General features: G+C 39.7%; 7 protein-coding genes and 1 pseudogene. All 8 read left to right on the top strand.

The window, feature by feature from the left end; translation table 11 throughout:
• Window positions 1-20: 20 nt before the first annotated feature.
• The 8 genes and pseudogenes from AYS37_RS04400 to glyQ all read left to right on the top strand — a co-directional run bounded on the left by AYS37_RS04400 (window position 21) and on the right by glyQ (window position 12,787).
• Window positions 21-1,070 carry an efflux RND transporter periplasmic adaptor subunit gene (locus tag AYS37_RS04400; protein WP_001874616.1) on the top strand — a complete coding sequence of 350 codons (1,050 nt, stop codon included), beginning with the start codon at window positions 21-23 and terminating at the stop codon, window positions 1,068-1,070.
• A complete protein-coding gene (locus AYS37_RS04395; protein ID WP_000881267.1) occupies window positions 1,070-4,129 on the top strand; it encodes an efflux RND transporter permease subunit in 3,060 nt (1,019 codons plus the stop codon). Before AYS37_RS04400 ends, AYS37_RS04395 begins: the two co-directional genes overlap by 1 nt.
• Window positions 4,130-4,144: 15 nt before the next feature.
• Window positions 4,145-4,426 (top strand): DUF3240 family protein, encoded by a 282-nt coding sequence (locus AYS37_RS04390; protein ID WP_000880314.1) that lies wholly within the window; start codon window positions 4,145-4,147, stop codon window positions 4,424-4,426.
• A 555-nt stretch (window positions 4,427-4,981) separates the two neighbouring features.
• Complete coding sequence (locus AYS37_RS04385) at window positions 4,982-6,628, top strand: dynamin-like GTPase family protein (RefSeq protein ID WP_000244302.1); 1,647 nt, start codon at window positions 4,982-4,984, stop codon at window positions 6,626-6,628.
• A gap of 2 nt (window positions 6,629-6,630) precedes the next feature.
• Window positions 6,631-8,964 (top strand): annotated as a pseudogene (locus AYS37_RS08785) (dynamin family protein).
• Window positions 8,964-10,559 carry a dynamin family protein gene (locus AYS37_RS04375; RefSeq protein ID WP_000115608.1) on the top strand — a complete coding sequence of 532 codons (1,596 nt, stop codon included), beginning with the start codon at window positions 8,964-8,966 and terminating at the stop codon, window positions 10,557-10,559. The pseudogene AYS37_RS08785 and the gene AYS37_RS04375 overlap by 1 nt, the downstream one beginning before the upstream one ends.
• Window positions 10,560-10,938: 379 nt before the next feature.
• Entirely contained in the window at window positions 10,939-11,877 is a 939-nt protein-coding gene (locus tag AYS37_RS04370; protein ID WP_000401696.1) for an NAD(P)H-dependent glycerol-3-phosphate dehydrogenase, read from the top strand.
• A 13-nt stretch (window positions 11,878-11,890) separates the two neighbouring features.
• Window positions 11,891-12,787: a glycine--tRNA ligase subunit alpha gene (gene glyQ / locus AYS37_RS04365; protein ID WP_001150951.1), complete on the top strand. Its 897-nt coding sequence runs from the start codon at window positions 11,891-11,893 to the stop codon at window positions 12,785-12,787.
• Window position 12,788: the final 1 nt, after the last annotated feature.

The following is a 12,788-nucleotide window of genomic DNA, read 5'->3' as shown; positions in this document are numbered from 1 at the left end:
AGCGGGCGTTATGGTGGCTTATGTTAATGGGCGTTTTGGGTGTTTTTTTGGAAGCCAAAGAGTATCCAGAAATTATTTTAGAAGAAAAAAACTTGCAACCCATGGGGTTAAAGGTGGTTAAATTAGATAAAGAAATCTTTAGTAAAGGGCTTCCTTTTAACGCTTATATTGATTTTGATAGTAAAAGCTCTGTGGTGCAGAGCTTGAGCTTTGATGCGTCTGTGGTTGCGGTTTATAAAAGAGAGGGCGAGCAGGTGAAGGCTGGAGATGCGATCTGTGAAGTGAGCTCTATTGATTTGAGCAATTTGTATTTTGAATTGCAAAACAACCAAAATAAATTAAAAATCGCTAAAGATATCACTAAAAAAGATTTAGAGCTTTATAGGGCCGGTGTCATTCCTAAAAGGGAGTATCAAACGAGCTTTCTAGCCAGTGAAGAAATGGGCTTAAAGGTGGAACAACTAGAAAGCACTTTTAAAAGCTTTGGCGTGGATCCTAAAAACCCTAAAGGGCAGTATGGTTTTAGGATTGTGGCTAGAGACAGCGGTCTTTTAGCGTTAGCGCCTAAAAATGTGGGCGAGAAGATTTTGGCTTTCACTAGTTATGTGCGTATTTCAAAAAGCGACGATCTGATCGCTCAAATCAAATTGCCTGTAGGCGTTTCTAAAACCATTAAAAGAGATTCGCCGGTCTATAATGAAGAGGGGGAAAAAATTGGCAAGATCCAAAGCGTTTCGGTGGTGTTAGACAAAGGCTCTAACACGATTTTAGCCACCGCTTTATTAGATGAGGGCAATTACCATGTAGGGGAAATGGTAGAAATGTATATTCAAGGCTCACAGCCCAAAGATTCGGTGCTAATCCCTTCAAACGCTTTAATCAGAAACGGAAAGGATTACCTGGTGTTTGTGAGGACGCCTAAAGGTTTTAGGCCTGTGGCGGTTCAAGTTTTAGAAGAACGCAGCAAGATTTTTATCGTGAGCGCTCAAAATTTACACCCCAATGACAGCGTGGCAGTGGGGTCATTGATAGGGTTAAAAGGCATGATCAACAATTTAGGGGAGGAATAATGCTCGCTTCCATTATTGAATTTTCCTTACGCCAGAGAGTGATTGTGATTGTTGGCGCGATTCTTATTTTGTTTTTTGGGACTTATAGTTTTATCCACACTCCAGTGGACGCTTTCCCGGATATTTCGCCCACTCAAGTTAAAATCATTTTAAAACTCCCCGGCTCTAGCCCTGAAGAAATGGAAAATAACATCGTGCGCCCTTTAGAATTAGAGCTTTTGGGTTTAAAAGGGCAAAAATCTTTAAGAAGTATTTCAAAATATTCTATTTCAGACATTACGATAGATTTTGATGACAGCGTGGATATTTATTTAGCGAGAAATATTGTCAATGAGCGCTTGAGCAGTGTGATGAAAGATTTACCCGTGGGGGTTGAAGGGGGCATGGCACCCATTGTTACGCCGCTATCAGATATCTTTATGTTCACCATTGATGGCAATATCACCGAGATAGAAAAACGACAGCTTTTAGACTTTGTGATCCGCCCGCAATTAAGAATGATTAGCGGCGTGGCGGATGTCAATTCCATTGGAGGCTTTAGCAGGGCGTTTGTGATCGTGCCGGATTTTAATGACATGGCAAGGCTTGGGGTGAGTATTTCTGATTTAGAATCGGCTGTGAGAGTGAATTTAAGAAACAGCGGAGCGGGGCGCGTGGATAGAGATGGCGAAACCTTTTTAGTCAAAATCCAAACCGCTTCTTTGAGTTTAGAAGACATTGGCAAAATCACCGTTTCCACGAATTTGGGGCATTTGCACATTAAGGATTTTGCAAAAGTCATCAGCCAGTCTCGCACCCGCTTAGGGTTTGTCACTAAAGATGGCGTGGGCGAGACCACAGAAGGCTTGGTGCTTTCTTTAAAAGACGCTAACACCAAAGAAATCATCACTCAAGTGTATCAAAAATTAGAGGAATTAAAACCCCTTTTACCGAATGGCGTTTCCATTAATGTTTTTTACGATCGCTCTGAATTCACGCAAAAAGCCATTGCCACCGTTTCTAAAACGCTCATTGAAGCCGTTGTTTTAATCATCATCACGCTTTTTTTATTTTTAGGGAATTTGAGGGCGAGCGTGGCTGTGGGGGTGATTTTACCCTTAAGCTTGTCTGTGGCGTTTATTTTTATCAAACTTAGCGATCTGACCTTAAACTTGATGAGTTTAGGGGGGTTGGTTATCGCTATAGGGATGCTCATTGACTCAGCCGTGGTGGTGGTGGAAAACGCTTTTGAAAAATTGAGCGCTAACACTAAGACCACTAAACTCCATGCGATCTATCGTTCTTGTAAAGAAATCGCCGTTTCAGTGGTGAGCGGGGTGGTGATTATTATTGTGTTTTTTGTGCCGATTCTAACCTTACAGGGTTTAGAGGGCAAGATGTTTAGGCCTTTAGCACAAAGCATTGTGTATGCGCTTTTAGGCACTTTAGTGTTATCCATCACTATCATTCCTGTAGTGAGCTCTCTTGTCTTAAAAGCCACGCCCCATAGCGAAACCTTTTTAACGAGATTTTTAAATAAAATCTACGCCCCTTTATTGGAATTTTTTGTGCATAACCCTAAAAAAGTGATTTTAGGAGCGTTTGTTTTTTTAATCGCGAGCCTTTCTTTATTCCCTTTTGTGGGGAAGAATTTCATGCCCGCTTTAGATGAGGGCGATGTGGTTTTGAGCGTAGAAACCACCCCTTCTATTTCTTTAGATCAATCTAGAGATCTCATGTTAAACATTGAAAGCGCGATTAAAAAGCATGTCAAGGAAGTTAAAACCATTGTCGCGCGCACGGGGAGCGATGAATTGGGGCTGGATTTGGGGGGGTTGAATCAAACCGATACCTTTATTTCTTTCATCCCCAAAAAAGAATGGAGCGTGAAAAATAAAGATGAATTGTTAGAAAAAATCATGGATTCTTTAAAAGACTTTAAGGGGATTAACTTTTCTTTCACCCAACCCATTGAAATGAGGATTTCTGAAATGCTGACAGGGGTTAGGGGGGATTTAGCGGTTAAGATTTTTGGAGATGATATTGGCGAATTGAATAAATTGAGCTTTCAAATCGCGCAAGTCTTAAAAGGGATTAAAGGCTCTAGTGAGGTTTTAACCACGCTTAATGAGGGCGTGAATTATTTGTATGTAACCCCTAATAAAGAATCGATGGCGGATGTGGGGATCACTAGCGATGAATTTTCCAAGTTTTTAAAATCCGCTTTAGAGGGCTTGATCGTGGATGTGATCCCTACAGGGATTTCACGAACCCCAGTGATGATCCGCCAAGAGAGCGATTTTGCAAGCTCTATCACTAAAATCAAAAGTTTAGCCTTGACTTCCAAATATGGCGTTTTAGTGCCTATCACTTCTATCGCCAAGATTGAAGAAGTGGATGGCCCTGTTTCTATCGTGCGTGAAGATTCAAGGCGCATGAGCGTGGTTCGCAGCAATGTGGTGGGGTGCGATTTGAATTCCTTTGTAGAAGAGGCTAAAAAAGTGATCGCTCAAAACGTCAAGCTCCCTCCTAGCTACTATATCACTTATGGGGGGCAGTTTGAAAACCAGCAACGGGCCAATAAAAGGCTTTCTACCGTTATCCCTTTAAGCATCTTAGCGATTTTTTTCATTCTTTTTTTCACTTTTAAAAGCATTCCTTTAGCCTTGCTCATTCTTTTGAATATCCCTTTTGCGGTTACTGGAGGGCTTATTGCGTTGTTTGCGCTAGGGGAGTATATTTCAGTGCCAGCGAGCGTGGGCTTTATCGCTCTTTTTGGGATTGCGGTTTTAAATGGCGTGGTGATGATAGGCTATTTTAAAGAGCTTCTCTTGCAAGGAAAAAGCGTAGAAGAATGCGTTTTATTGGGCGCTAAAAGGCGTTTGAGGCCGGTTTTAATGACCGCTTGCATTGCCGGTTTGGGTTTGCTCCCTTTATTATTTTCTCATAGCGTGGGATCAGAAGTCCAAAAACCTTTAGCGATCGTGGTGCTTGGGGGCTTAGTCACCTCAAGCGCTCTAACCTTACTCCTACTGCCGCCAATGTTCATGCTCATTGCTAAAAAGATTAAAATCGTTTGAATTGAAGGATTTCGCATGCTGGCTTTAGAAATTTATATTGATATTTGCTTGAAAGACGCTTTAATAGATTACTTGTTTGAAAAAGGCTTTGATGATTTTTTTTATGTGGAATGCTATAAATACGCCGCTTCTTCATTGCTTTTAAGCCAAAAAGAACAGGTGAGCGGGCGTAAAGACTACGCTAAATTCAAGCTTTTTTTAAGCGATGAGATCGCTTTATCTCTAGCCCAAGCGTTAAAAAACCAGTTCGCTTCTAAAGAAATGAAATTGTTTTATTCTCAAACGCATGGGTTGTAGAATACTTGTTTAAGCGATAGTTTCTTAAAGTGGGGGAAGGGTTTGAGCTAAAAAGAAAGAAATCGGGCTTTATAAAAAATTTCTACAATCAAATAAAATGTAAGGCAATAAAAATGCTTGAAGCATTTTTTGCAATCAAATATCAAAAGAGCTTGATGTTAATCAAGCGATAATTCTTTAAGCGGTCTTGGGGGATAGGGGGTTTTTAAGGGGGTTAAGGGGGGTTATCGCAAAATCCCCCCTCATCCCCTTAAGGAAAGAAGTTTGACCATATCAAAATGAAAGAAAAAACGAGTTTTTGATTAATAAAAAGAACCTTGAATAGAGTATCAAAATTGAGTATAATGAGAGCCATTAAATAGTGCTAGGAGTTTGTAATGATGATTATTCTTAAAAATCCGCTTTCTCTCTTTCTCTCTCTCTAGTCAGCCGCTTTATCTTTTCACCCCCATATAAACCCATACCCATATAAACCCATATAAACCCTTTTTTAGGGATTTTTTAGGGATTTTTGCGTCTTGTTTAGATTTTAATTTTAACTATAAAGGATTGATGATGGTTTTACGCACGCAAACAAATTTTGTGAAGTTTTTAGAACAGGTTTTAGAAGTTTTAAAAGAAGTGGAGATCGATAAAACAGAATGCTCCACGCTTTTAGCAAGCATTCAAAAACAACAGCTTGTGATACCCGTTGTGGGGAATTTTAGCACAGGGAAAAGCACGCTATTGAACCGCTTTTTAGGCAGTAGCGTTTTGCCTACCGGTATCACGCCAGAGACTTCTTTAGCCACTGAGTTACATTATAGCGCTAATGAACGCATAGAGGCTTTTTCAAACAATGATGAAAAAACAGAGAGTTTTGAACTGAATGAGCGAAGTTTTGAAGCGATTAAAGACAATGCCACGAAGTATTCCTACCTTAAGGTTTATTTGAATAATGAAGCCCTAAAAGATAGCGCTCCTTTAGTGTTTGTGGATATGCCAGGCTTTGATAGCCCTATTTCAAGCCACACCCATGCCATTTTGGAATATTTAGAAAGGGGCGTGCATTTTGTCATTCTCACAAGCGTAGAAGAGGGTAACCTCACTAAACGCATGGTTAGGGAATTAAAAAACCTTTTAGAGTTTGACAAAGGCCTTAGCTTTATTTTGAGTAAAACGAATTTAAGGACGCCTTCGCAAGTGGGAGAAATCTCTCGCTACATTCAAGATCAAATCCAAGATCACCTTGATTTGACAACGCGCCTCATCCATTCCAATAAAGACAATAACGCTCTTTTAGAGGTAGCGGATAAAATAGACGCTGAAAAGCTTTTTAGCGCTTTGTATTTGAAACGATTGAAGTTTTTAAATTCCCAGTTACAAAACAGCTTAAAAAGCATGATTAAAAGCTTTGATTATTCTAAAGAAAAGGCTTTAGAAGAAATACAAGCGTTGGATTTGAGCGTTAAAGACATTGAAAAAACCTATGAAAAATTAAGGGCTAATTTAGAAGAAGAATATTCTAGCGTGGCTGTGGGATCGGTGGTTAAAAAAGTAGTAGAAGAGGTCAGGGAGCAAAAATCCTATTTAGCCTCTTTAACCAACAAGCCTAACGAGTTCAATAGCGAAATAGAAAGCATCATGCAACAAAGCTTGATCAAAAACGCTAAATTAGAGATTGAAAAGATCAACCTTTCTTTTTCAAAAGATTTTTGCACGGAATTTGAAAGCTTGAACAACACGCAGCTTTCTAGCGGTTTTTCTGTGAATTTAGAGCATAGCCTTGAATTAGGGATCAACGCTTTAAGCGTGATTTTAGCCAAGAACCCGGTTACAAGACCTTTCGCGCTGATCTTGCAAGGGTTAAAACCTCTTTTAAAAGAATTATTGACTTTGTTGCCTAATATCATCGCTTCATTCTTTAGAAATGAGGAAAAAGAGCGGGCGAAATTAGAAAATTGGATTGAAGTCAAAGTGATACCAGAGGTTCAATACAAGCTTAAAAAAGTTTTACCGGGCTTGTTTAATGAATGCTTGGAAAATTCCCTAAAAGGTTTAAAAGATCGGTGCGAACTAGAAATCACACATAAAAAACAAGAAATCGCGCTCGCTCAAAAAGAAAAAGAAAAACACTTAAACGATTTAGAAAATCAAAAACAAATCTTAGAAAACAAGATCAACGCTTTAAGCGATCTAGAACAACAATATTTAAAGGATTAATAATGAACGCGCAAGAACTCATCAAAAAAAGCGCTTTAATTGAAAAAGCGCTAAAAGAACAAGGCTTGCAAGAAAGAGCGAAGCCTTTTATGAGCGAAAATTCTGTGATCAAAACCGAAGAGTTAGAGAAAACGCTAAAAGAAATGCAGGCTGAAGATAGGGATCTTAAAGTCGGTATCATCGGGCGCGTGAAAGCGGACAAAAGCTCGCTCTTAAACGCTTTGATTTTTGAGGGTGTAGAGGTTTTACCCAAAGCGGCAACGCCCATGACCGCTAGCCTTACCATTTTAAAATACGCTCAAAATCTGAGCGCTGAAGTGGAGTTTTATAGCCCAAAGGATATTGCAGAGCTTAAAAACGAACATGAAAGGTATGTAAGGGAGTTTAACAGGATTGTTGATGAAGAAGTCAAAAAGCAAAAAGAAAAACAGAGTTTGGCAAATAGGGCTAAAGAGGAAATTAAGAATTTTGGCAACATGCTTAACAGAAACAAAAACCCTGAAGTAGCGCCCAAAGAGAGGGTTTTAAGCGATGAATAAATCAACGAAAGGGCTGAAAGGATCGCTAAAAACGAGTTAGAAAAGGACACAAAGCTCGTTTCATCACACGATCAATACGAAAAAATAAAAGAAAGCGGATCGCTCAACACGAAAAACTTAGATCCGTGCATTCAAGCCAACAGCTTAGAAGAGCTGAATCAAAAGTTGCTCCAATTCGTGGGCGCAAACGGGAAGTTCATGCCCTACACTAAAGCGGTGCGAATTTCTTTGAATAACCCCAATCTTAAAGATTTGGAAGTGATTGACACCCCGGGAGTGAATGATCCCATCGCTTCCAGAGAAGAGCGCACCAAAGCCTTATTGAAAGATTGCGATGTGGTGTTTATCATAAGCCCTTCTAATCAGTTTTTAACGGATAGCGATATGAGTTTGTTTGATAGGGTTTCTAACAAAGAAGGCCTTCAAGAAATTTATTTTGTGGCAAGCCAAGCCGACAGCACTGTTCTTTCTATGAGTGAAGTGGAAAAATCTGGCCAACACCTCCCTACAGCCTTTGAAAACGCGCAAAAAGCCCTTTCATCTCGATTGAATAATATCATGGAAAAGCTGATTGAAAACTACCCTAACCAACGAGAGATTTTTGAAAAAGCAATCAAAAACGGCGTCATTCTGGCTTCAGGGAATTGCTTTAGCATGTATAAAGACTTTAACAACCAAGCTTCTTGGGAAAGAAGCAAAAAAACAGAAGAGTATCACAATGCCTTACGGAATTTAAGAGATTCTTACCCTGACGCTTTTAGTAGCGATGATAAGTCTAAAGAAAGCTTATTGTTTTTAAGCAATATGGGCGCGATTGAAGAGCGTTTAAAAAAAGCCGCCCAAGAGAAAGAAAAAATCATGTCTCAAAAATTGCAAAATTACGCAGAGAGCCAAGCAAACAACCTCCATAAATTCATAACGCAGTTGTTGCAAGATTTGGAAGAAGAAAAAAAGAGGGTTAAAAACGCTGACATTAGCGCTATCAAAGAGCAAATAAGGGCTTATCAAAACCTCTCTGGTAACATTGAAATGAAGTTTAGGGAAGCGTATGAAGAATTTATCTTGCATTTCATCAAAAACACTAGAGATGGCTTGAATGAAACCTTAACGAAAGCTATCCGAACGGCTAAAACGCACTCTAGAGAAGAAGAGGAAGAAGAGCATTATATTGAAAGAGTGAAGCAAGGCGGTTTGGGAGGTTTGGCAAGATGGTTTGGTAGCATTGTTGGTGAAAAAGATTGGGGCTATAATGAAGTAGAACGCACAAGAGCAACCATTAAAGCCGGAGCGGTACTTGATTATTTAACAGAGATGCATGAACGCTGTGAAAGCGCTTTGAATGACAGCGCTAATTCTTTTAAAGTCGTTTTTAGAAAAGAACTCTACGCTAAAGTCTTTAAACAATTGCGCGAAATCATCTCTGATGATTTGATTGATGAGGTGGCTTTCAAAAGAATCGTGGATGCTGTTTTAAATCCCATTGAATTTGAAGAGTTTGATTATGCTGATAAGCTTCCTGGCGAGATAAGGGGGAAAACGGGCTTTTTAAAAGGCGATGAAGCTAATGCTTTCATACAAAGCGTGGAAAATCATGTGAGGAATTTTGAAGCTGAGGCTAAAAAAGATGTGAAAGGCTATATCCAAGGTTTAAGAGAGACTTTAGAAAGGCAAAATTTCGCCAGCGATACGCTTAAAAAACTCCAAAAAGACATGCAAAACTTAAAAAATCAAGTTCAAAACAAAGAACAATCCATCGCTCAATTAGACGCTCAAATCAAGGCTTTAAAGGGGATTTAATGAGCGTTAATTTTTTTAATGACAAATTTAGCACGGCTGAAAACCACCACAATACAGAGGGTTTAAAAGAACGCTACGATCTAATCGCTCGTATTTTAAACGCTAAAACAAACAATGAAGGGCTAGAGGAATACCAGAGCGTCTTGGATAACGAGTTTTTAGAGTTCGCTAGCGGCGTGGATTCGCTCAAAGAAAAGGAAATAGCGTTACTAACGCTCCAAGAAATTAAAAAAGAATTGCAATTAGTGGCGGGCTACCCTAGTTTGTTCCAAAAAACCATCGTTGCGGTGGGGGGAGGGTTTAGTGCGGGCAAATCCACTTTTTTAAACAACTTGTTGGGTTTGAAATTAAAACTCCCTCAAGACTTGAATCCCACCACAGCTATCCCCACTTATTGCTTAAAGGGTAAAAAAGAAGTTTTAATGGGGTTTTCTCAAAATGGGGGCATGGTGGAATTACCACATCTCGCTTTTGACCATCAGTTTTTAGAATCCCTTGGCTTTAATCTCAAAGAAATCATGCCCTTCATGCTTTTGAGCGCTCCTAGCGTGCCTTTTGAATTTTTATGCTTCATAGACACGCCTGGTTTTAACTCCGCCAAGCAAGGCTATACGGATGGGGACGAACAAGCCTCTAAAGAATCCCTAAAGCACGCTAAACACATTTTATGGTTCATTAGTTGCGAGCGTGGGGAACTTCATAAAGATGATTTAGAGTTTTTGCAAGAACTATACGAAGAAGGCAAGCAGGTTTTTATCGTATTGAGTAGGGCTGATAGGCGCACCAAAAGCCAATTAGAAGAAGTCGCTAAGAAAATTAGAGAAACTTTAAAAGATAATGGCATTGAGTTTTTAGGGATTTGCGCTTATAGCGCTACAAGGTATCAAGAATACAAAGAGTTCAGCGAAAAAAGCAAAGTTTTTAACTCGCTTGAGGAATTTTTAATGAAGTTAAATCAAAGGAGCGAGAAACAAAACGAAATTTTAGGCGTTTTATACGAGGTGCATTCCATGTATGAAAAGGCTATTAAGCAAGACGCTAGCCAATTCAAACGCTACCAAAGGGCTTTGCATTCTGTCAAACTGGATTTGATGCAAAAAGGCTTTGATGATTTCAACGATGCTACCTTTAATAAAATTCATTCGCTCAAAAAAGAATTTTCTGAGCAAGAGCAATCCAAAAGAGAGGATTTAGCGCAATTGAACGGAGTGATTGACTTGTTTAAAGATAGCATTGATAAGGTTTTTGATCGCGTGAGCGCTTTCACTTGGGAAAAATACAAAGAACAAAACGACGACGAAGAGGACGATGAAATAAACCGCCGAGAGTTTGAAGAAATCAAAAAAATGGTGTTGTATTTTAGGGATTGGTGCATGTTTCGTTTAGATTGGTATGAATTGAGTGAAGAAGAGATCCAAAAACATAGAGATTGGATGGATGAAGATAATGAATTGATCCAATTAGACTATTCTTTAAAAAATTTGTCAAGGTTTAAAGAATACAAAGAAGATTATGGGGAATATTATCAAGACCACTTAAACGATGAGGAGCTTCAAAATAATTTGCGGGAGTGGAGGCGATCAAAACGGCGGTGATCTAGACCGGATCGTGAAAGGGTTTTTAATGATTTGTTTGGCAAATAAAAAACAGCAATTAAGAATTTAAAAATGCTGAAAGCATTTTTTATAATCAAAATAAAAGAGCTTGCATGAGCAAGCGATAACCCTTTGAAGCGGTCTTGGGGGGTTAGGGGGATACTTAAGGGGGTTAAGGGGGGTGTTATCGCAAAATACCCCCCTATCCCCTTAAGAGAATGAGTTTAAAGTAAAGTAATCAAAAACCCATTTTTTAAAATTTAAAAAATTTTTTAAACTACCTTATTTTTAATCAAAGACAGCGTTTTGATTGTAAGGGCTATTTTAAACTTATTATTGTAAAATGGTGAGTTTTACAATCAATGAGATTAGGAATTTAATGGAAATTGCAGTATTTGGTGGCGGGGCGTGGGGGAGGGCTTTAGCCTTTGCTTTTGGAGAAAAGAATGAAGTCAAAATCATTTCAAGGCGGGATTTAAACGAGCCGCTAAAAAAGCTCAATGACGCTTTGATTTCTAAAGGTTCTGCCCCCATAGAGCAAGTGGATTTACAAAGAGGCTTAAAAGCAGCGCTCTATGTCATCGCTATTAGCGTGCAGCACTTAAGGGAATGGTTTCAAAACGCTTCTTTACCCAAAAACGCTAAGGTTTTAATCGCTTCTAAAGGGATAGAGGTTTTAAATAAGGCGTTTGTGAGCGAGATCGCAAAGGATTTTATCGATCCTAACGCTTTGTGTTTTTTAGCCGGCCCAAGTTTTGCGGCTGAAATCATTCAAGGTCTGCCTTGCGCGCTAGTCATTCACTCTAATAACCAAGCTTTAGCGCTAGAATTCGCCAATAAAACCCCCTCTTTTATCAGAGCCTACGCCCAACAAGACATCATAGGGGGTGAAATCGCTGGCGCGTATAAAAATGTGATAGCCATTGCGGGGGGGGTTTGTGATGGCTTGAAATTAGGCAATAGTGCTAAAGCGAGTTTATTATCTCGTGGTTTAGTGGAAATGCAACGCTTTGGGGCGTTCTTTGGGGGCAAGACAGAGACTTTTTTAGGGCTTTCTGGGGCTGGGGATTTGTTTTTAACCGCTAATTCTATTTTATCTAGGAATTATCGTGTGGGTTTGGGACTAGCCCAAAACAAGCCTTTAGAGGTGGTTTTAGAAGAATTAGGCGAAGTGGCTGAAGGGGTGAAAACGACTAACGCCATTGTGGAAATCGCTAGAAAATACGGCATTTATACGCCCATTGCGAGCGAATTAGCCTTGCTTTTAAAGGGTAAGAGTGTGCTAGAGAGCATGAACGATTTGATCAGACGCGCTTGAAAGGAAAGAGAGCATGCAAGATTTTTCAAGTTTATTATTAAAATTACAAGAGTATTGGAAGAATCAAGGCTGTTTGGTGATCCAGCCTTATGATATTCCTGCAGGAGCTGGGACATTCCATCCGGCCACGCTTTTAAGGAGTTTGGATAAAAAGCCGTGGAATGTGGCGTATGTCGCACCCTCTAGAAGGCCCACTGATGGGCGCTATGGGGAAAACCCTAACCGCTTGGGGAGTTATTACCAATTCCAAGTAGTCATCAAACCCAGCCCTTCTAATATCCAAGAAATGTATTTAAAAAGCTTGGAAGTGTTAGGGATAAACCTTAATGAGCATGATATACGATTTGTAGAAGACAATTGGGAGAGTCCGACTTTAGGGGCATGGGGGCTTGGCTGGGAAGTGTGGCTTGATGGCATGGAAGTTACGCAATTCACTTATTTCCAGCAAGTGGGGGGCATTCCTTGCGACCCTATCCCTGTGGAAATCACTTATGGCTTAGAAAGATTGGCGATGTATGTCCAAAAAGTGGAAAATATCCTAGAGATTGAATGGGCTAAAAAAAATCATGACAGCGTGCGTTACGCGCAAGTGCATTTAGAAAGCGAATACCAATTCAGCAAGTATCATTTTGAAATAGCGAGCGTAACAAGGCTGTTAGAAATGTTTAAAAACGCTCAAGCCGAAGCCTTGCATTGCTTAAAAAACAAACTCCCCTTACCGGCTTATGATTTGGTGATGCTATGCTCGCATTTTTTCAATATTTTAGACGCCAGAAAGGCGATTTCGGTGGCTGAAAGGCAAAATTATATTTTACAAATCAGGGATTTAGCCAAAGGGTGCGCGCTTCTTTATAAAGAGCAAGAAGAAGAAAGAGAAGAGCGCTTAAAAAACGCTTTAACAAAGGCTTAAA

This window comes from Helicobacter pylori NQ4053, from assembly GCF_000274605.1.
Lineage (GTDB): Bacteria > Campylobacterota > Campylobacteria > Campylobacterales > Helicobacteraceae > Helicobacter > Helicobacter pylori_CV.
This window is presented reverse-complemented; position numbering and strand designations above follow the sequence as displayed.